Below are 20,723 nucleotides of genomic sequence, written 5' to 3'. Positions count from 1 at the left end.
GGGGTTAGGATGTGTGACCGGATCGGACCCGTCCACAGCTCGGGCGATTTGGAACAGGCGCACCCGCCTGAAAGGACAGTCATGGCACTCGAGAACGACACGTTGGCACCCGACTTCGAACTGGCGAACCAGTTCGGGGAACTCGTCAGACTCAGCCAGTACCGCGGCAGTTCGGCTGTCGCGCTCGTCTTCTTCCCGCTGGCATTCTCCGGCACCTGCACGAACGAGCTGTGCGAGCTGCGCGACAACCTCAGCCTGTTCACGGACGACCACGTCGAGCTCCTCGGCATCTCCGTCGACTCGAAGCACACGCTCCGCGCCTACGCCGAGCACGAGCAGTACGACTTCCAGCTGCTCGCGGACTTCTGGCCGCACGGCCAGGTCGCGAAGGAGTACGGCGTGTTCCTGCCGGAGAAGGGCTTCGCGAACCGCGCGACGTTCCTCATCGATCAGCAGGGCATCATCCGCGAGAGCTTCATCACCGCGCCCGGCGAGGCCCGCTCGCTGTCGGCGTACCGCGCCGCCCTCGAAGAGCTGCGTCAGCCCGCCTGATCCTGGATCACCTGCGCCCGGGTCATTCGGTGACGGCCACCTCAGGGGCGCGCTCGTAGCGGATGAAGCGGTACGGGACACCCGTCCGTGACTCGGACCAGCCGTGTGCTGGATCGATCGTGACGGGCACCCACTGCTCGCCGACCGTCGGGGCGAAGGTGTCACCGGCGACGTCGAGGTCGAGTTCTGTGACCTCCAGACGGTCTGCGAGGGGGAGCGCCTCGGTGAAGAGGCCCGCGCCGCCTGTGACCCAGACCGTGGTGTCGTCGGACGCGCCGGCTGCGTCGATCGCCTCGGTCAGTGAATGAGCGACGACGGCGCCTTCCGCGGACCAGCCGCTGTCGCGGGTGACGACGACGTTGCGTCTGCCGGGGAGCGGTCGGAACCGCGGGGGGAGCGAGTCCCAGGTGCGCCGGCCCATGATGACGGCGTCGGATCCTGTGAGCGCCTTGAAATGCGCGAGGTCTTCGGGGACGTGCCAGGGCATGTCGCCGTCGGCGCCGATGACGCTGCCGTACGCCTGAGCCCAGATCAGCGCGAGGCTCATACGGCGACGGCTGCGCGGATGGCGGGGTGGTGCTGGTAGTCGACGATCTCGAGGTCGTCGTATTCGACGTCGAAGATGCTGTCTCGCTTGGTGGTGAAGCGTAGCTGCGGCGACGGGAAGGGTGCGCGCGTGAGCTGTTCGGTGACCTGCTCGACGTGGTTGTCGTAGATGTGGCAATCGCCGCCAGTCCAGATGAAGTCGCCGACCTCGAGTCCGACCTGCTCGGCGACCATGTGGGTGAGGAGCGCGTAGCTGGCGATGTTGAACGGCACGCCGAGGAAGAGGTCTGCGCTGCGCTGGTAGAGCTGGCAGGAGAGCTTGCCGTCGGCGACGTAGAACTGGAAGAAGGCGTGGCAGGGCGCGAGCGCCATGTTCGGGATGTCGGCGACGTTCCAGGCGGAGACGATGATGCGACGAGAGTTCGGGTCGGTTCGCAGCTGCTCGATGACCTGCGAGATCTGGTCGATGTGGGAGCCGTCGGGCGTGGGCCACGAACGCCACTGGACGCCGTACACCGGGCCGAGCTCGCCCTGTTCGTCTGCCCACTCGTCCCAGATGGAGACGCCGTGCTCCTGCAACCAGCGGACGTTGCCGTCGCCACGGAGGAACCAGAGGAGCTCGTACGCGATGGACTTCCAGTGCACCCGCTTCGTGGTGATGAGCGGGAAGCCTTCGGAGAGGTCGAAACGGAGCTGGCGGCCGAACACGCTGCGCGTGCCGGTGCCGGTGCGGTCGCCCTTGACGGCGCCGTTCTCGAGCGTGTCGCGCAGGAGGTCTTCGTACGGGGTTGCGATCGTCGTTTCCATCACGACGATGGTACGACGTGCCACCGACCCTGCGCTCCCTCCGCATGCCGTGTCCGCTAGACTCGACGGGTCGCTGCGACCGATCCGGTCCGGCAACGGGCCTTTAGCTCAGCTGGTAGAGCGCCACGTTTACACCGTGGATGTCGTCGGTTCGATCCCGGCAGGGCCCACCGATCAAGAACCCCGAGATCCCGTGGATCTCGGGGTTCCGGTCGCCGTTCTCAGGAACGGACGTTCTCGGTGCCTCGCGTCCCCGTGGCGTCCCCGCCGAGAGTCATTCTCAGGTTTCTCCGCCCGTCGGAGAGCGCCTGGTCTTGCCTGGCGCGCACCGCGTCTGACGCTCCCTTGGAGGCGCATAGCGAGAAGTCGCCGCCGGGTCGGGCCTGGGGTCTGGGTGGATGGGTGGGATGGTCCAGTAACGCGTTGATGCGGGCGACCGCAGTCGCGTCGCCATCAGTGCCGATCCAGTGCGAGTAGGTGTCGAGAGTCAGCGTGGCTGTCGAGTGGCCCAGCCATGCTTGGACGGTCTTCGGGTCGACCCCGTTGGTGAGCCACAAGGTCGCGGCGGTGTGGCGGAGGTCCTGGACTCGTCGGCCGTCGCAGTTCGCCGTCCAGTGGACAGCGCGCTTCCAGTTCGGACCGTTCAAGCGCCCGCCACTCGGTGAGGTGAAGTGGAGTTCGTTGGGATGGCGTCCGTGCGCCAATGGGACAACGATTTCGACTAAGTCCGTCGGTCGTCCGGCGACGTCACCATCACCGGATCGATGACGGCCGGGGTCGCGAGCTTATTGCTTTGCTAATCGACGTTGCTGTGGCGCGCTGGTCGGGACATGTTTGCGCGGCGCTGCGCGGCCACCGCAGCGCCATCCGATCCCGCTTCCACCGCGGTACTATTACTACATATAGACATGATCGATGGTCTGCGTTGCTGCCGCCATGAGAGGGGCGGGCCAACACGCGACGAGTTGCTTTATCGGCATCGTCGCCCCGCGCCCGCGGCGTCCCGGGAGGTGCAATGCGAGCCGCAGAGAGGAAACCCCAGGCAATATCTGCGGCCCGAGACACGAGGAAATCCCCATCCCGGGAGCGCCTTAGGTCGTCAATGTCGCCGGTTCGATCCAGGTAGGGCCTACCGAATGTTGGATGTGCAAATCCGCGACATCAGCGGGTTCAGCGTCCATGCCCTGCTGTGCCACCGCATCGTAGGTCAGTGCGTCGGCGTGCAGCGCCGGGTCGAACAGAATGTCGAAGGGCTGGCCGCGGTCGACGGCCACGGTGTCGATGTCCGCGACCACGTGGACGTTGATGCGGCCGAAAGACGCTTGGTTGCAGATTCGGCGCAGCCGTGTCCGAGGTTGGACCCGTTTCTTCGTCACCGGCCCTCGCGTATCGTGATAAGGCGCCCGCACTTGCGGGCGACGCCCCTCAGAAGCCCTGAGAACACGACGTGTCAACGTTCTCCGCGCCGGACTGGTTGTTTGAGCCGCCGGGAATGTCCACTCTGAGGCAGGCAGGAGAACTCGCACGTGCTGCGGGCGTTATCCCTCCTTTCGATTCGAATGGTCCTATCCGTGGTAAAGCTGGCCCCGACTCCGGAATGCGCGGCCTCGATTCGGGACAACCCTGCAACAGTGAGTCAGTCCCACAGTTCCTGGCTTCCGTTTCTCACGTCCGCCGTGCGCGCAGCCATGTTGATGCGGATCTGGAGGACGTCGCCTTGCTTTGCGCCGAGCGCGTCAAGTACGGGGTGCCATCCCCAGCTGAAGGAGTGGTCGGCACCGAGCTTTGCCGTGGCGAGGAACTGCCCATTTCTCACGACGGTTAACGATTGACCGGCGAGAAGCGCGTGGATGTCCTGTTCAAACGAAAGGACGCCGCTCCCCAGGAGCGACGTAGTCACGTCCATCGTCTGCACGGCGCTTCCGTCAGGAGCCCACGTCCAGGATCTTCTGCGTGGCTCTGCCTTTGAGCGCGCAAGTGCGGCCAGGCGGACAGCCTCCACCGCCGCGGGGTTGGGATTGCTGCCTCGCAGCCCCCAGACGTTAGGTGCAAATCTTTGCATCCATTCGGCGTATGTTGTCCAAATGCCGTAAGTTCCGCGAGCGATCCCTGCATCGCTGCACGCCTCGCTGAGTGACTGGCGATCCATGACCTGATACGGCGATGTCTTGAGGATGTCGATCATTGTGGCCGTTACGCCGCCAAGGGTCTCGCGATAGTCGAGTGGTTCGACTGGACTTACGAGTTCTCCTTCGACGACGAAGTGCGGGCTTGCCTCGAAGAAGGCTTGCATCGCGTCGATCGGAGCGAGGATGTCAAGACGGCGGAACTTCCACATGCGTCGAGCACCCTCGTGGATCGATGGCACCGTTTGCGGCGAGTTCACGGAAAGAACGGACCGCGCCGTGTTCACCAGTCGGTTTGCGTGCAGGCCATCAGTCTCTTTCTCGACCCAGAGCCAGTCACCCGCCCACCTCACGGCAGGCGCCTTCTTCAGGACACGGCGAATGTCGGCGGCGTCAAGCGGGCGGTCCGGCGTTGCTAACGCCTGCCGAATCTCCTCCACCGTGGTCAGACCGAAGGCACTAGTGTGCTTACTCGCCATCGAGAGCGACTTCATCACCGACACCTCTGACTCCTCGACGAGCCATTCATCGACCCTCACTAGGTCGGTGCCGATCAGCTCCTTTGGAGATGTCCCGAGCAATTTCAGGACGTTGAGGAACCCCTCACCAGTCATCGTCGGTCGCGTCAGGCCTGTCCGCGCAAGGCGGCGACCGACGGGTTCCGGCACGGGTGAACGTGCGGCGATCGTCTGGGCGATCTCTCGCAGATTGCCAACTGCGGCCCCGTTGAGGAAAGGCGTGATCCTGGTCATTACCTGCCGCACGCGTTCCCGCGTCACCCCGAGGGTATCTGCAGCCTGGTCGAGGGTAGCAACTGAACCGCGAGTCCCGGCTCGCATCGCGAGCGCCGTCAGCCAGCCCGTGCTCGGATCCTTGCCAGAGGCCGCCTTGTACGCCCTGGCGAGGAGGTCTTCGAATTCATCCTCAAGCGTCGGTCCGTACACTCTCATATGCCCTTCGGCTCGGCGTCCTGAAAAATGGCGGTACTCGCGATCAGGCGTAGCGAGATGCGCGCACGCTGACCCGCGGCGAGTCCCAACTCCGAAACTAGCGGCCCGAATCCCCAAAGACGCGCGTTTCCGATCGATATGCGGGCGGGTCGGTTCACGTCCTCAACGACAAACGCCCTACCCTCAACAAACTGGGCGACCGCTTTTGGAACAGCGACAACCGGGCTCGGCCCTCGCGGTACCGAGAACTCAATATTCAACGACCCGTCGCTGCCCCACGAGAAGGTTGTCGGCCGTGCGTGTTTCGCCTTTCGTTGGGTGACAAGCGCGTCGCTACCTCTCTGTAGCGGATCACTTCGCCCCCGGAGCGCCCAAGTGCCGCGCCCCAGTCGAATGACCGCCGGATGCTGGCTCAGGGCCGTCGCGATCGTCGTCGGCTTGAGACCCGCGCCCTCGGCCATCGCGAGCAGGTCTGCCCGATCAACGCCACTCGAGTGTCCGTGTAGCGCCTCGTAGAGGAACTGACCAACTTGGTCGAGCTTTTCCGCCCTGGCGACGTTGATGGACACCGGACTGCTCATGCCTACCTCGGTGCTGACAACTAGACCATCCACGGACTCGATCCAGCGGCGCATCGATCTGACGTCCTTCGGGAGTGGCGTGTACGGCGGCTTCCCACCCGCCCGCGCCCATGCGGTAAGGATCTCGTCCCATGCGAGTGGCCCCGTCATGGTGAGGAGGCGTCGGAGCGCGCGGGCGGACACCGGGGCACCGGAGGTAACGCGCCCGCTTCGGGCCGGGTTGGAATACGGAGGCGGGGAGTTGAGATCGCGCGATCGAGCGTCGATCGCTGCTAGCAACTCGTTCCGAGCGCGCCGTACCGTCTCGCGGGAAACGCCACTGTCCACTGCAATGGAATCGAGGCTCGCGCGCTCGCGGCCATCCAGGCCTGCTGCCCGCAGCGCCATCGACGCTCTTGCGGGAGACCAGCCGCGGAGCGCGGCTCGCGCAGCAAGTTGCAGGGGTTCGAATCCTTCCTTATCCACTTGCTCCATACGGCTATCTTGACACACGGTAGCAAGTGTGCGACGCTCAGATAAGTAGTAAGTGTGCGAAGGGAGCCTCTCGCGTGAGGTTGACGAAGAAGGATGTAACCGTCGTGGCGTTGGCACAGCTCGGTGGTGCCACGCAGGTGATCGACACCGAGGACGCGGCCATCGCCGCCCACGCCATCGACGCAGTTGCCTTCGGGTGGAAGAAGTACCGCGATCGAGTCGACCTCGACGCAGTGCGCACGACTCTTCGCCATGAAGGTGAGGGCAGGGAACCTCGAATCGAAGGGTCAATACAGAAAGGCTGGCACCTTACGCCGCGCGGCGTGGAGTGGATCGAGGAGAACCCATCCCTGCTTGATGACTTAGACATAACCGTCGCGCCGACCTCCGCTGCAACGCGGCGCTGGAGGGTCGAGACCCGTGAATCGGGCGCCGCGACCACTCGCATTGCAACATCGGAGGCATTCCGGCTCTGGTCCCAGGGCAAAGCGTTCACGCCACGTCAGGCGGCCGATGTGTTCCGTATTGACGAGTACACGCCTGTCAAAGATCGGACTCGGAAGGCCGCGCAACTCCAGGAGCTTGCGCGCGGCGACGACGAGATCTACGCATTTATCAAAGAAGCGATACCGGCTGCACTCGCTCTGCGCGCACCGACCGGTCGCCAGGAGGAGGGAAACTAATGAATCAGCTCAAAGTCACTACTCACGTCGGTCGCGACATCATCCAGTCGGCCCAGCTTTTTAGAACCCCGGAAGCCGCAGTCTGGGAATACGTCGTCAACTCGCTTCAGTACCTCGATCCGGGGACGGTCGCGCACATCAATGTCACCGTCGACATTCCGGCCAAGAAGATCAAAATCGAGGACAACGGGTCCGGAATGGACCTCGACGGGCTTCAGCACTTCTTCACGATGCACGGCGAGAACAGAGAACGACGCAAGGGTGTGCCTGGGCGCGGCAAATTCGGCACCGGGAAGTCCGCGGCGTTTGGCATCGGCACTGGCCTCACAGTGTCAACCACGAAGGGGGGCAAGCGCCAGACGGTCAAGCTGGACCGCGTTGCCATCGAGGCCTCTGAGGGTGCTCAGGTGCCAGTCACGTTCATCGAGCAGGAAGCTGACGTGGCAGGCGAGCCCAACGGCACAACTGTCGAGATCACGGGTATCAGCGTTCGTCTCGCGAAGGAGCCGATTGTCGCCCTCATCGAGCGGCACCTGTCGGCGTTTCAGGGGTCACCGGTTGTCACCGTTAACGGCCGCGTGTGCGAGATTGTTCGACCGACGGCGACGCTCACCCGCGTGTTCAAGCCGACGGTCGAGCAGGTGGTGCTCCTCGGCGACATCGAACTCCGGGTCTCCGCCTCGACCGCACCGCTCGACGACATCCATCGCGGAGTACAAATTACGATCGGAACTGACAACCTCATCGCAGTCGAAGCCTCTGGTGTCGACACGAAGGAGTACGGCAAGAACCTCTTCGGCCACGTTGACTGCCCGGAGCTCGACAATCCCAAGTACGAACCCCAGGCGGCGTACACGAATGATCGCAGCATGAAGTTGAACGCTGCGCATCCGGTTGCTCTTGCTCTGATCGCTTTCATTGGCGCGAGCCTCGAGCAGGTGCGCCAAGAGCTCGTTCAGGTTGGCCGTCGGGCCAAGGCCGATGCTGATGCCAAGCGACTCAAAGAAACGACCAACAAGATCGAGGAGATCCTCAACGCCGACCTCAAGGACTTCCGGGAACGAGTGGAAGGGCTCGGCAACACGACGCGTCGTCGCACACCGCTCGACGGCGTTGCCGGAGGTGCCGACGAAGACCCAAGTGAGAAGGTCGTCGATCCGAACGGCGAGGAGAAGGGTCGCGAGGATGGCGTCGGCGGCGAGAACGTCCACGACCCCGTTCCCAATCCCGACCCGACGCCGCGAACACCCGCTCCACCAGGCCCTGACGCGCCGGGTGGAGAGAACGCCTCTCCTGCGGGCATCGCGGACTCGGCGGGAGACACGAACGTCACCGCGGCAGGCACCGGGCACAGTCGTCGCCGCGGTGGACTCTCCGTGGATTTCGACCACTACGGCGGCGACTACGATCGCTACCGTTGGGACCCCGAAGGGCGACGGATCACTATCAACCTCGATCACCCGGTCGTCAAGGCCGCAAAGGTGTTGCCCGACGACGAGGCGACCTTCCGACGTCTCTGCTACGAGATTGCTTTTACCGGATACGCAGTGGCGCTCGCTGATCTCCAGTTCGAGCGTGACCCGGCCCGGGACAGCAGCGATGCCACCTTCGAAATCCGCGCAGCGCTCCGCCGTGTCTGGGCGAACGCGGGCGCACTGTACGCGGTCTGAAGTACGGCACCGCGAGTGCGCCTCGCGATCCTTGACAGCGAGCAGGCGCCCAGGGCGACAGCGCGCGTGTAGCTGCTTAGTTGTCGACACACTGGATCGCTATGACGTCGACTGAGGACGGCGGCCCCGCGGACGAATCAGGCCTCCCTTCATCGAGCAACGCCTGGCGCACCTCATCCTCCCTGATGCCCAAGCGGCGAGCGACTTACGAGAACCTCATCCCGCTCTCATCGCTGTTCGAACGGCAACGCCCGCCCGTCGAACGACCGCCGGGGACAGTGCAGTGGTGCATATCACTACTTCTCGGGGATCGCCTTTCACCGCAATCCAGGACAGCTCACCGTGCTCGATTGCGAATCGTCGCCGGTACCGCTTGTCGAGCCGGTCACGCGCGCCGATGGCGGGGTTGTCTACCCGGTGCCGGTCGATGGCTTCCAGCTCGTCCGGATCGGGCCCGGGCCGGCAACTGACCTTGCCCGGGCAAGGCGACAGTGATCGTCGTGACCAACGGTATAGCGCGAGTGCAACACGGGGCTGATCTGCTGCTGCTCGAGCGAGGGGCGGCCGCGTTCGTCTCTCCGGGCTCGGACCCGGTTCCCGTGTCCACGGACGGGCGGGTCTTCGTTGCAACCGAGTGACGGCCGCGCCGGACCCGTGACGCTCTCCTGGGGTCGGACTAGTCATGGTCTTCGTTGTCGGCATGCTGGATCCAGCCGGAGTGGCGACGGCCGCGAACGACGCAGGTCCATTACTGCTCGCAGGCGCTCGCCCCTCACTACCCTGACGTGGGTGTCGACTTGGTCCACCTCGGTATCGCCGTTCGCGCCATGGAAATCACCGCAAGAGTGGCCGGAGTCCTTGACGTCTCCTAGAACGCCTGATCGATGCTGGATCTGCACCAGCGAAGTGTTGGCCGAGCTGTTGTTGAAGCCTCAGCCCGCTAGCGTGTATCGTGCAACACCTCACGGTCTTCTCACCGAAGAACTATGTCCCAGACTTCCGCCTCGTCGACTGAGGCTGCCGCCGTGCAAACGACCACCACGGTTGAACACCTGCTCGGGCCGGACAGCGTGTGCGCGGAGCTGATCGGTATCGGGGTAGTCGCTCTCCGCGACCGCCTCGACTCCGGCCGGACGACGTCCGTCGAACTCGTCAGAGACTATCTCTCACGCATCGACGCGTACGACGCAGGGGTGCACAGCAGCATCACGCTCGACCCACGCGCGATCGCCGTGGCCCAGGAACCTGACGATGAGCTTCGCGACGGACGGCGACGTGGTGCGCTGCATGGGATTCCGGTGCTCGTGAAAGACAACTACACGACCGAGGACCTGCCGGCGAGTGCCGGCCTGTCCGCTCTGGCCGCCTGGCAGTCCGTCGGTGATGCCTGGATCGTCACACGACTCCGGGCGGCAGGCGCGGTCCTGCTCGGAAAGTCCAACCTCGACGACCTCGGGATGTGGGTCGTCGGGAACAGCTCGCGGCTCGGGGGGACCAAGAACCCGCTGGCGCTCGACCGGTCACCCGACGGCAGCAGTGGTGGATCGGCAGCGGCTGTGGCCGCTGGGTTCGCCCCCGTCGCTTTCGGGACGGACACGTGCGGATCCATTCGGATCCCGGCGGCCCACAGCGGCCTCGTCGGACTGCGACCAACTGCCGGGCTCCTCGACCGGTCGGGCGTCGTTCCCATGTCGCCGTCGATGGACACGCTCGGTGCGGTGACGCACGACGCGACCGACACGGCTTTCGTGCTCGATGCCATTCTCGGTGAGGGAGCTCCGACTGCGGTCCTCCACGAGCCTGACGCGCTGCTCGGACGCCGGGTGCTGCTGATCACGAATCCAACCGTCATCGGGCTCGGTTCGGTCGTCTCGCCCGTCACCGCCGTCGTGCACGCGTTCGTCGACAGGCTCAAGGCACGTGGGGTCGTCGTCGATGAGATCGAGCTTCCGGAAGCTCTGCTCGACGACATCGCGGACGCCTACATCACGACGTTCGAAATGCGTGATGCCCTGAACGACTTCTTCGCTCAGCACACCACGCCAGCTGAGCCCGTGCCGACGCTGGAGTCGCTGCTCGACACCGACTCGGTCGTCGAACCCATCGACGGTTGGCTGCGCGGTTACCTCACCGACCCGGAAGCCAAGGCGACCGCCCACCGACGTGCGATTGCGGCCAGATACACGGTTTCGACAGCGGTCGACGAGCTGTTCGCGACATCGGGCGCTGACGCCGTGCTCTACCCGACGACCAGGCAGACCGCCCCGCTGCTGGGTGAAGCGCCGCCGCGCGCCAACAGTGATCTTGCGGCTGCCACGGGGCTTCCTGCGCTGTCGCTCCCGGCCGGACGAGCGGTTGACGGCTTGCCATTCGGTGTCGAGATGCTCGGCCGAGCCTGGTCGGACCGCACGCTGCTCGCCATGGCTCAGGCGATGCTCTGAGGACGTGCTGCCTGGATCCGCTCAATCGATCATGACCCGTGTGTCGTATCGGTCAGGTGCGGAGTTACTGATCCAGGTCGAACATCTCCGGGATCGGGGGAGCATCTGGGTCTCGTGCAAGCCCTGGTTGAGTAGAGACTGACCGTGGTGCAGCGAGATCGAGGTTAGATGTGCCGTCGCCTGACAACGACGTGGCGGTCACTGTGGGAAACAGCTCGATTACCGACCGTGCCTGCTCTTCGAATGTTTTTCGGCGGCTCCGGGCCATGAGTTGCGCGATCCGAGCTTCGTCTGCGCGGGTCCACTGCTCCCGCCAGCCTGCCACCATGCGCGGAAGTGCTTCTGCTACTTTGTCCGGGTTCTTGATGACGTAGGTAAATAACGCCGCAACGACGCCCGTGCCGAGCGCGCCCCATCCGGCCTGAACCCAGGCGTACAGGTCCATTGGAGAGCCGGCGGACAGGCGACGTACGTTGAGTTCGGGCAGCGGTCCGGCTTCGGGGTCAAGCGTGGAACCACAGAGAGCCCACAACTCGTTCACGCCAGTAAGTGTGGACGCCACATCCGAGAGCGACCACTCCGCGCGGTTGAAGCGGACGACGAACTGCACCGACTCGTTCGACTCGAAGCCGAGCTCGAGGCCCGCGAGTCGTTGGACGTCGATTGCCTCGCCAGCGAGTCGTAGCCATTCGATGGAATAGATTCGCTCGATTCGATGTCCGAGGGTCATCCATTGTGGGGTAGGCAAGGTACCAGTCTCGATCATCGCGCGCACGGTGCCAGAATCGAGTCCGAGAAACTGCGCCGCAACGCCTGTGGAGACGAAGGACACGCGCCTGTCTGACTCAGCAAGGGACATAGTCGGAGGCTACCGCGAGTTGGTCATTCAACCTATTCTTGACGCGCCGCGCGGCGATCGGTCAGTTGTTTCGGTTCGGTCGCGGAGCGCGGACATCAGATGCTCAAATTGGTCCCTGTGACGTCCCTGCGCGGTGCAACCTCGGCCTCAATGTGCTTGCGTCAGCAACGCCTGCGCAGTGCACCTGACCAGTACGACCCGTCCTGTGAGCCTTTACACCGTGGATGTCGTCGGTTCGATCCCGGCAGGGCCCACCGTACGAGCACGGCGACGTCGCGCGGATCTCGGCGACTGTCGTGCACGCTGGCCCGAACCCCCACGGCCGAGGCCGCGTGGGAACGTCGCGGCTGCCGTCTCCGGTTCAGGCGACTCCGACGAGGCGGAAGGTGGTGGCCACGACGTTCGATGCGGGGGTCGGCGTCCACGAGGGATCCCCGAGGTACGTCCGCATGTCGGAGCTGAGCGACGCGAAGTACGAGAGGTGATCGTCGATGAACCGCGCAAGATCGGCACCGTCATGTCTGGCGACGTCATCCGGAACCTCGTCCAGGCGACCCTCGAAGACCGCCGTGTACTCGATCAGAGCAGCGGGAAGTCCGTTGGAGTCGAGCACCCAGCGACGCGACCCGACCGTTGGAACGGGCTCAGCGCGATGCTCGTAGGCGATGCGGAGCGATGTCGAGCCGGACTTCCTGCCATCGAGGATGTCCGTGAGGAACCGGTCGCGAACGGGGCCAGCGGCTCCGAGCTCCCAGACGACGGTGTCGCCGGCGGGGATCGGTTCGGATGCCTGGAGGATCCGCTCGCACAGTTCCATCGTTCGCACGTTGTCCCAGGCTGCTCCCGCCGCTGAGCGGGGATCGGCCAGGAGCTCTGCGAAGTGCGTCATCTCGCCGACGAAACCACGCAGTAGCAGATCCGCGGTCCCGCCGGACATGGTGCTCTCACTCGGTGTGTGCTCGGTGGTCACCGTGGTCAGGTCGCCCGGGGACGCGGCGCTGTTCGGGGCGTCGTGCACGGAGAGTCTGCGTGCACCGTCCGTCTCCAGCCACCCGCGGTCACCGGAGACGAGGAGACGCTCGATCTCGGAGTCGTGACTCGGAAGCCCCGTGAGCTGGAGCGAACCGACGACCCCGGAACCGAAGAGGAGTGTCGCACTGATCGTGGTGGCGGGTCCGTCGACTGTCCGCTCCGCGACGACGGAACTCACCTCGCCGAACAGCCACCGCGTGAGGTCGACGACGTGGATCGCCGCGAAGAGGAGGAATTCCGCAGGAGTATGCGCGAACGCGGTGCTGTCGCACGCGAAGGTCAGTTGGAACGAGTGCACCCGGCCGAGTCGTCGTCCTTCGAGGAGGTCGGCGACCTGTCGATAGAGCGGCGCATGCCGTTTCATGAACGCCGCAGTGAGTGTCACATCGAACTGATCGGCCAAGCGCGCGAGACGGCGGGCTTCGGCGCTGCTCAGGCCGAGTGGCTTCTCTGCGAGGACGTGTCGTCGCTCGCGGATCGCCTGCTCGACGAGCGCCACCTGATCCCGCGGCTGGGCGGAGATGATGACGCCGTCGACCTCAGGGTCGTGGAGGAGTTCCGTGGCCGTGCCGTAGGAGCGGACGTCCGGACCGATCGCGGCAGCCGCACGAGCGGCTTGGGTGGCGTTCCGGGTCGCGACGGCCCGGACTGGGACCGAGGCGATGCGCAGGGCGGGGAGAAGGTTGGTGCTCGCGTGGAATCCCGCGCCGATGACGCCGATTCCGGGTGGACGTGCAGGGGTGCGCTGCGGGATGTTCATCAGTGCGTTCGCTTTCGATCGAGAGGCGCATCAAGCGCTTAACGGACGCTAGCACGAACGGACTTCGAGCGCCACGGCGGCTATCGGCGCTGCGTCATCGATGCTCGGGGTACGTATCGCGTCGCCATGCGGTGCCGGACGGGTTGGCCGGTCCGGATGTGTTCGGCCAGCGCGTCGGCTGCCAATTCGCCCATGCTGAACGCGGGGAGCCAGATTGCTGAGAGCGGCGGGTCCAGGAGAGTGTTCGGGTCGAGGTCGTTGAAGCCGGCCACGGAGAGTTGTCTGGGGATGTCGATGCCCGCGGAGCGTGCCGCGGCGAGGATGCCGTAGGCGTGGCGGTCGTCGGCGCAGATGACCGCCGTCACGCCGGCCGCTTCCCACGTCGGCCAGATCTCCAGGAAGGCCTGCTTCGTGGCCTGCAGCTCGAGTGCGCCGAGGAGGAGGTCCTCGTCGATCAGTTCGACGTCGTGCGCCGCGAGCTGTTTGCGAACCAGCTTGCGGCGCGAGGCGAGACTGAGGGACTCTGCGAGGAACGACACGTACGCGACCCGGTGGTGCCCGAGTTGCTGCAGGTGGGCGGCGAGGTCGCTCACGCTCGACTCCAGGTCGAGTGAGATCAGGGAGACGTGAGGCGGCGCGGACGGCGCGTCGATGACGACTGTGGGCACCTGTACCTGGCGGAGTTCGTCGAGGATCGCTGCTGAAGGGGCGGCCGCGACGAGGGCTGCTGGATTGCCACGCAGCGCCCGCTCGAGCGGCGACGTGGTCGGATGCGCGTTGGTCGGAGGCTTGGCGTCCACGAACGACATCTCCCACTCCGGTCCGAGGTGGCCGGTGACGCCGTCGACGATGCTGGCGAAGAAGTCGCCGTAGAGGGCGCCGGGGAAGAGGAAAGCCACCGATTGGGAGGTTCCGAGGGCGAGCTGTTGTGCTGCGCGATTGGGCACGTAGCCGAGCTCGCGGACGGCGGCTTCGATGCGGGCTGCACTCTCGTCGGTCAGGCGTCCGTCGCTCTTGCCGTTGACCCACAGGGACACGGCTGCGCCCGAGCAGCCGGCGCGTCGGGCGACGTCCGCGAGTGTCACACGAGCCACGTGGTGCCTCCGATGGTCGTGTCGGTCACGGCAGTCCTTCATCTCGTCGTCCGGCGCCGAAGGGCCGGAGGGTCATCTCGAAGCTTAGTCCGCCAGCCTCGTCTGCAGCCGCTCCGCGCCCCAGCGTGGTCTCACGTCCCGCGCAAAGCGGCCGATGTGCAGCAGCTCGGGTGTTAAGCGCTCGACGTCATGCGTGGAGCGGATTGGAGATTCTCCGCTGTGCTTCGAAGTTTCGCTTGTCAAGCGCTTAACGATCGTGCATACTGACTGCGCTCCATCGCACCAGATCGACCCGTGCCGCCCCCGCGCCGGTGTTCGACGTCCAACCACTACCGACTCAACGACGAGCACGACGGCCGTACGGCCGCGAAAGGAACGAAGATGTCCACGACGAAACGCATGATCGCCGCAGCACTCACCGGAACCGCCATGCTGGCGCTGGCCGGATGCGCGACCGCACCAGCGCCCGCAGCCAGCGGCGCTGCTTCCGACTTCTTGCCATGCATCCTCTCCGACCAGGGAGGGTTCGACGACCGGTCGTTCAACCAGCTCGCGTACGAGGGCGTGCAGGATGCTGCGAAAGAGCTCGGTGGGACGTTCAAGTCCGTGCAGTCGAAGTCCCCGAACGACTACGCGTCGAACATCGCGGCGCTGGTGAGTCAGCGTTGCAACCTCATCGTGGGTTCCGGTTTCGGACTCGTCGCGCCGATCACTGAGGCGGCAGCCAAATACCCTGACACTGACTTCGCGATGGTCGACGACGGCTCGATCGTCGCACCGAACGTCAAGCCCGTCGTGTTCGACACGGCACAAGCAGGTTTCCTCGGGGGCTACGCCGCGGCCGCCTACTCCAAGACCGGTGTCGTCGCCACGTATGGCGGAGAGTCCATCCCGCCCGTCACGACGTTCATGGATGGAATCTCTGACGGCATCGCCTACTACAACGCGCAGAACACGGCGGACGTCACGCTGCTCGGCTGGGATCGAGCGACGCAACAGGGCACCTTCGTCGGCAGCTTCACCGACCAGAACGCCTCCAAGACCATCGCCACCAACTTCCTCAACAGCGACGCCGACGTGATCCTGCCCATCGCCGGATCGCTCTACCAGGGCGCCGGCGCCGCGATCACGTCCTCCGCGAAGGATGCAGTGCTCGTCGGCGTCGATGCCGACACATACGAGACCGACACCAACGGCCTCCAGGACCGCATCCTGACCTCGATGCTCAAGAACGTGCGGCCGACCGTGAAAGCCGTCGTGCTCAATGCCGGGCAGGCCGACACCTTCGACAACGCTCCGTACGTCGGCACGCTCGAAAACGACGGTGTCGGTCTGGCACCGTTCCACGACTTCGCGGACAAGGTCGACCCCAAGCTGGCCGCCGCGCTTCAGGAGGTCACCAAGGGAATCGTCGACGGGACGATCTCCGTCGACGGCGCCGACAAGTAGCCCCATCCTGAGGAGACCATCGTGAAACTCGAACTCCGAGGCATCACCAAGCGCTTCGGCGCCCTGATCGCCAACGACCACATCGATCTGACCGTCCTCCCTGGAGAGATCCATTGCCTGCTGGGTGAGAACGGTGCTGGCAAGTCCACACTCATGAACGTGCTCTACGGCCTGTACCAGGCGGATGAGGGAGCGATCCTGCTCGACGACGTCGAGCAGCGGTTCGCCGGCCCCGGCGACGCCATGCGGGCCGGGATCGGCATGGTCCATCAGCACTTCATGCTCGTGCCGGTCTTCACCGTCGCAGAGAACGTGGTGCTCGGCCACGAGCAGAGTTCCTTCGGTCGACTCGACCTGGACGCCGCTCGCGCACGTGTCCGAGAAATCTCCGCCCGGTTCGGCTTCGACGTCGATCCGGATGCGATCGTCGGAGACCTGCCGGTGGGGGTGCAGCAGCGCGTGGAGATCATCAAAGCGCTGTCGCAGGACGCGGGTGTGCTGGTCTTCGACGAGCCGACCGCCGTCCTCACCCCGCAGGAGACGGACGAACTCATCGAGATCATGCGCCAGCTCCGCGCGTCAGGCGCAGCGATCGTGTTCATCACGCACAAGCTGCGCGAGGTCCGTGAGGTCGCTGACCGGATCACGGTCGTGCGCCTCGGCAAGATCGTCGGGACAGCGGCTCCGACGGCGTCGAACGCGGAACTCGCGTCACTGATGGTGGGTCGCAGCGTGGAACTCACCGTGGCGAAGACCGCGGCCCAGCCGGGCAGGGATGCGCTCGTCCTCCGGGACGTGTCCGTCCTCGACCGCTCCGGCCGGTGCGTCGTCGACTCCGTCACCTTCACCGTCCGGACGGGGGAGATCCTCGCGATCGCCGGTGTCCAGGGAAACGGACAGACCGAACTCACCGAAGCGATCTTCGGACTCCAAACCAACGTCAGCGGGACGATCACGCTTGATGGCACGTCGCTGCGGGGGGCGAGCATCGGCGACATCCTCGGCGCCGGCGCAGGATTCATCCCCGAAGACCGAAACGAGGACGGACTCGTGGGCGAGTTCTCCATCTCGGAGAACCTCATGCTGGACCGCAGCACCCAGGCGCCGTTCGTGAAACACGGCACGCTGCAACTGGCCTACCTCGAGCGCTTCGCCCAGGAGAAGATCCGTGAATTCGATGTCCGTGCGCAGGGCACGCAGACCCATGTCGCGCGTCTGTCCGGCGGGAACGCCCAGAAGGTCGTGCTCGCGAGGGAACTCAGCCGCCCGCTCCGACTGTTCGTTGCTGCACAGCCGACACGCGGGCTCGACGTCGGTTCCATCGAGTTCGTCCACGAACGCATCGTTCAGACCCGGGACGCAGGCGTGCCGGTCATCGTGATCTCCACGGAACTCGACGAGGTCACAGCACTCGCCGACCGGATCGCCGTGATGTACCGAGGTCGGATCGTGGGAATCGTGCGGGGCGACACGCCCCGCGACGTCCTCGGGCTCATGATGGCCGGCGAGATCCCGGCCGGAATGGAGGTAGCGGCATGATCGCCGGCAACGAGGTCACCAGAAGCGAGACCGAGGTTTCGCCGATTGAGACCACCAATGTCCCGGCGCAGCAGCTCGCGCCACGTCGACGCACGGAGCGGTCGGCGCTCCGTACCGCGATCGACGACGTCCTGCGCGGAAACACGATCGTCTCCACTCTCTCCGTCCTCCTCGCCCTGGTCATCGGTGCGGTGCTCATCGCGGCGGTCAACCCAGAGGTGCAGCGTGCGGCCGGATACTTCTTCAGCCGCCCGTCCGACACGTTCGCAGCCATCTGGGATGCCGTCTTCGGCGGATATGCGGCGCTCTTCCAAGGCGGCGTGTACGACATCACGGCACCGGACTTCGTCGGTGGGATCGCTCCACTGCTCACCAGCCTGGGGTTCGCGACACCGCTGATCGCGGCGGGTCTCGGGATCGCTTTCGGATTCCGAGCCGGGCTGTTCAACATCGGCGGGCAGGGGCAGATCCTCATCGCCGCGGCCGCCGCCGGCTACGTTTCGTTCGCATTGCAGCTTCCTCCCGTCGTGCATGTGGTCGTCGCCGTCGCTGCTGCGGTCGCCGCCGGTGCTGCGTGGGCCGGCATCGCCGGCCTGCTCAAGGCGCTGACGGGAGCACATGAGGTGATCTCGACCATCATGCTCAACTACATCGCGTTCTATCTCGTGAGCTTCCTGCTCACCACGCCCGTCCTGCAAGCGCCGAACGGAAACAACCCCGTCTCAGCTCCGGCACTGCCGACAGCCGTCCTCCCGCCGCTGCTCGGATCCGGCTTCGCCGTGAACGTCGGGCTCCTCGTCGCGATCCTCGGCGCCGGGCTGTTCTGGTGGTTGCTGACGCGTTCCGCCCTGGGGTTCAGGGTGCGCGCTGTCGGCATCAACCCACGGGCGGCACGCGTGGCGGGCATCGAGGTGAAACGCACCTACGTCGTGGCGATGTTGATCTCCGGCGGATTCCTCGGTTTCGCGGGCGCGTACCAGGTACTCGGGCAGGTCACGTCCGGCTTCACGAACACCTTGGACGCGGGCATCGGCTTCACGGCCATCACCGTCGCACTCCTCGGACGCTCGAAACCGCTCGGCGTCCTGATCGCAGGCGTCGTGTTCGGGATCTTCCAGGCGGGGGGATACACGATGCAGGCAGCCCAGAACATCGACATCGACCTCGTCTCGGTCATCCAGGTCATCATCGTGCTCTTCATCGCGGCGCCACCGCTCGTCCGCAGCATCTTCCACCTCCCGCAGCCGGGTATCCGCCGCGCGAACGTCAGCCCCGTCCGTCAAGGAGCAGCGAAATGACCACTCTGTCCGCGCAGGCCCGAACGAGCGTCATCACCCGCTCATGGCGCACTCCGATCGGTATCGGTATCGTCGCGATCATCGCGGTCGTGCTGCTCGTCGCTTTCGGGAGAGACGGCCAGGTCGTCTACGCGCTGCGCACGGGTGACACCGATTCGATCGTGCTCCCACCCGTCGTCGTCGGCGTGCGCGCCGTCGGCGTGGGTGTCGCCCTCATCGCGGCCCTCATCGCATCGACGAGCGCGATCCTCACGAGGACAGGACGAAAGACCCCGCTCTGGATGGTGGGCGCATTCATCGTCGTCGTGCTCTTCGGGTTCCTCACATGGGCGACCGCGGGCAACACCGTTCCGGTCGCCGGACTCCTCGCCGGCTCCTTGGCGCTCAGCGTGCCGCTCATCTTCGGAGCGCTGGGTGGTGTCATCTCAGAACGGGTCGGCGTGGTCAACGTCGCCATCGAAGGCCAGCTCCTCGCCGGGGCGTTCGTCTCCGCGCTCGTGGCCTCAGTGACCCAGAACCTCTTCGCCGGGTTGCTGGCGGCGCTCGTCGCGGGCGCACTCGTGTCCTTCGTGCTCGCGGCGTTCTCGATCAAGTACCTGGTGGACCAGGTCATCGTCGGCGTCGTGGTGAACGTGCTCGTCCTCGGGCTGACCAGCTTCCTGTACTCGAATCTGCTCGCTGCCAACGCGGCGGCACTGAACTCCCCGCCACAGTTCCTGCCGATCGCCATTCCCCTGTTGAGTGCGATCCCGGTCATCGGACCGGTGCTGTTCAACCAGACGGTGATCGTCTACGCGATGTACCTCGCTGTGCTCGTGGTCTTCTTCTGCCTGTACCAGACCCGATGGGGTCTTCGGGTGCGCGCCGTGGGTGAGCATCCCCAAGCGGCGGACACCGTCGGTATCAACGTCAACGGCACCCGATTCTGGAACGTGTTGCTGGCAGGCGCCGTCGCAGGGTTCGGCGGTGCATACTTCACGCTCGGATCGGTCGGGGCGTTCTCGAAGGACATCACGAGTGGTGCCGGGTTCATCGCGCTCGCGGCGGTGATCTTCGGCCAGTGGAATCCCCTCCGCGCCGCACTCGCCGCACTGCTGTTCGGCTTCGCGACCAATCTGCAGTACGTCCTCGGCCAACTCGCCGTGCCCTCTCCAGTACCCACCCAGTTCCTGCTGATGCTCCCGTACCTGGTGACCATGGTCGCGCTTGCCGGACTCATCGGCAGGAGCCGTGGACCAGCGGCCGTCGGGAAGCCGTACACCACGTCATGAGACCAGGTCGATTGGGCCCGATCCCGCAGACCACCCCTCTCCTCCGCTCACTCCCCACAGAACAGGCAGACATCATGAACCTCCCCCTCACCGAGATCGACCGTACCCATCTGCAGAGCACCATTCGTCTGGCGAGCGAGAACGTCGCTGCCGGTGGTGGCCCGTTCGGTGCGCTCCTCGTCGATGCGTCCGGCGAGGTCGTCGCGACCGGTCAGAACCGTGTGACGCGAGACAGCGACCCCACCGCTCACGCCGAGGTGGTCGCGCTCCGGGGCGCGGGTGCCCGGCTCGGAGACTTCGATCTGTCGGGCCTCACCCTGTACTCCTCGTGCGAACCATGCCCGATGTGCATGGCCAGTGCGCTCTGGGCGCGTGTCGACCGGGTCGTGTACGCGGCGGACCGGCACGACGCCGCGCGTGGGGGGTTCGACGACCTCGAGTTCTACGAACTGTTCGCGCGCGACCGCGACACGTGGGAGACGAGCGTGCTCGCCGGCCCGGTCGAAGACCGCACGACGCCCTTCGACGCCTGGCGTTCGAAGACCGACCGAATCGACTACTGACTCCCTCGGACACCGGGTGCGCGTCGCC

General features: G+C 65.3%; 17 protein-coding genes and 1 tRNA gene. 10 read left to right on the top strand and 8 right to left on the bottom strand.

The window, feature by feature from the left end; all coding sequences use genetic code 11:
* The first annotated feature begins 81 nt into the window (after positions 1-81).
* Positions 82-552, top strand: a complete 471-nt coding sequence (locus tag KXS11_RS06180; RefSeq protein WP_437384677.1) for a peroxiredoxin — start codon at positions 82-84, stop codon at positions 550-552.
* Between the two features lie 22 nt (positions 553-574).
* On the opposite strand, the gene KXS11_RS06175 is transcribed toward KXS11_RS06180, so the two are convergent.
* A complete protein-coding gene (locus KXS11_RS06175) occupies positions 575-1,099 on the bottom strand; it encodes a dihydrofolate reductase (RefSeq protein ID WP_437384676.1) in 525 nt (174 codons plus the stop codon).
* Positions 1,096-1,905, bottom strand: coding sequence for a thymidylate synthase (locus KXS11_RS06170; RefSeq protein ID WP_437384675.1), 810 nt, complete (start codon positions 1,903-1,905; stop codon positions 1,096-1,098). The genes KXS11_RS06175 and KXS11_RS06170 overlap by 4 nt, the downstream gene beginning before the upstream one ends.
* Positions 1,906-2,002: 97 nt before the next feature.
* Between KXS11_RS06170 and KXS11_RS06165 the strand changes: the two genes are divergently transcribed.
* A tRNA-Val gene (locus tag KXS11_RS06165) sits at positions 2,003-2,075 on the top strand.
* A 921-nt stretch (positions 2,076-2,996) separates the two neighbouring features.
* Here KXS11_RS06165 and KXS11_RS06160 read toward each other — a convergent pair.
* The 3 genes from KXS11_RS06160 to KXS11_RS06150 form a co-directional block, all read right to left on the bottom strand.
* The gene (locus KXS11_RS06160) at positions 2,997-3,281 is read right to left on the bottom strand and encodes a hypothetical protein (protein WP_437384674.1); all 285 of its coding nucleotides are present in this window, start codon (positions 3,279-3,281) and stop codon (positions 2,997-2,999) included.
* A gap of 260 nt (positions 3,282-3,541) precedes the next feature.
* The gene (locus tag KXS11_RS06155) at positions 3,542-4,975 is read right to left on the bottom strand and encodes a hypothetical protein (protein ID WP_437384673.1); all 1,434 of its coding nucleotides are present in this window, start codon (positions 4,973-4,975) and stop codon (positions 3,542-3,544) included.
* Positions 4,976-4,977: 2 nt separating this feature from the next.
* Complete coding sequence (locus tag KXS11_RS06150; RefSeq protein ID WP_437384672.1) at positions 4,978-5,616, bottom strand: hypothetical protein; 639 nt, start codon at positions 5,614-5,616, stop codon at positions 4,978-4,980.
* A 500-nt stretch (positions 5,617-6,116) separates the two neighbouring features.
* On the opposite strand from KXS11_RS06150, the gene KXS11_RS06145 reads away from it, so the two are divergent.
* From KXS11_RS06145 to KXS11_RS06135, 3 genes are all read left to right on the top strand, one after another.
* Positions 6,117-6,719: a hypothetical protein gene (locus KXS11_RS06145; RefSeq protein ID WP_437384671.1), complete on the top strand. Its 603-nt coding sequence runs from the start codon at positions 6,117-6,119 to the stop codon at positions 6,717-6,719.
* On the top strand, positions 6,719-8,389 hold the full coding sequence (locus KXS11_RS06140) for an ATP-binding protein (protein WP_437384670.1): 1,671 nt from the start codon (positions 6,719-6,721) through the stop codon (positions 8,387-8,389). Before KXS11_RS06145 ends, KXS11_RS06140 begins: the two co-directional genes overlap by 1 nt.
* Before the next feature lie 1,025 nt (positions 8,390-9,414).
* The gene (locus tag KXS11_RS06135; protein ID WP_437384669.1) at positions 9,415-10,830 is read left to right on the top strand and encodes an amidase; all 1,416 of its coding nucleotides are present in this window, start codon (positions 9,415-9,417) and stop codon (positions 10,828-10,830) included.
* A gap of 64 nt (positions 10,831-10,894) precedes the next feature.
* On the opposite strand, the gene KXS11_RS06130 is transcribed toward KXS11_RS06135, so the two are convergent.
* The 3 genes from KXS11_RS06130 to KXS11_RS06120 form a co-directional block, all read right to left on the bottom strand.
* Entirely contained in the window at positions 10,895-11,689 is a 795-nt protein-coding gene (locus KXS11_RS06130; protein ID WP_437384668.1) for a hypothetical protein, read from the bottom strand.
* A gap of 361 nt (positions 11,690-12,050) precedes the next feature.
* Positions 12,051-13,481 carry a Gfo/Idh/MocA family oxidoreductase gene (locus KXS11_RS06125; protein WP_437384667.1) on the bottom strand — a complete coding sequence of 477 codons (1,431 nt, stop codon included), beginning with the start codon at positions 13,479-13,481 and terminating at the stop codon, positions 12,051-12,053.
* Positions 13,482-13,561: 80 nt separating this feature from the next.
* On the bottom strand, positions 13,562-14,575 hold the full coding sequence (locus KXS11_RS06120) for a LacI family DNA-binding transcriptional regulator (RefSeq protein WP_437384666.1): 1,014 nt from the start codon (positions 14,573-14,575) through the stop codon (positions 13,562-13,564).
* A gap of 381 nt (positions 14,576-14,956) precedes the next feature.
* Between KXS11_RS06120 and KXS11_RS06115 the strand changes: the two genes are divergently transcribed.
* From KXS11_RS06115 to KXS11_RS06095, 5 genes are all read left to right on the top strand, one after another.
* Positions 14,957-16,024 (top strand): BMP family lipoprotein, encoded by a 1,068-nt coding sequence (locus KXS11_RS06115; RefSeq protein WP_437384665.1) that lies wholly within the window; start codon positions 14,957-14,959, stop codon positions 16,022-16,024.
* Between the two features lie 21 nt (positions 16,025-16,045).
* On the top strand, positions 16,046-17,563 hold the full coding sequence (locus KXS11_RS06110; protein ID WP_437384664.1) for an ABC transporter ATP-binding protein: 1,518 nt from the start codon (positions 16,046-16,048) through the stop codon (positions 17,561-17,563).
* The gene (locus KXS11_RS06105) at positions 17,560-18,861 is read left to right on the top strand and encodes an ABC transporter permease (RefSeq protein ID WP_437384663.1); all 1,302 of its coding nucleotides are present in this window, start codon (positions 17,560-17,562) and stop codon (positions 18,859-18,861) included. Before KXS11_RS06110 ends, KXS11_RS06105 begins: the two co-directional genes overlap by 4 nt.
* Positions 18,858-20,132, top strand: a complete 1,275-nt coding sequence (locus tag KXS11_RS06100) for an ABC transporter permease (protein ID WP_437384662.1) — start codon at positions 18,858-18,860, stop codon at positions 20,130-20,132. The genes KXS11_RS06105 and KXS11_RS06100 overlap by 4 nt, the downstream gene beginning before the upstream one ends.
* A gap of 74 nt (positions 20,133-20,206) precedes the next feature.
* Positions 20,207-20,695 carry a nucleoside deaminase gene (locus KXS11_RS06095; protein WP_437384661.1) on the top strand — a complete coding sequence of 163 codons (489 nt, stop codon included), beginning with the start codon at positions 20,207-20,209 and terminating at the stop codon, positions 20,693-20,695.
* Positions 20,696-20,723: the final 28 nt, after the last annotated feature.

The sequence above is a fragment of the Plantibacter flavus genome (assembly GCF_051487245.1).
Taxonomy (GTDB): Bacteria; Actinomycetota; Actinomycetes; order Actinomycetales; family Microbacteriaceae; genus Plantibacter; species Plantibacter flavus_B.
Note: the sequence above shows the minus strand (reverse complement) of the source record. Positions and strands in the feature narration are given on the sequence as shown.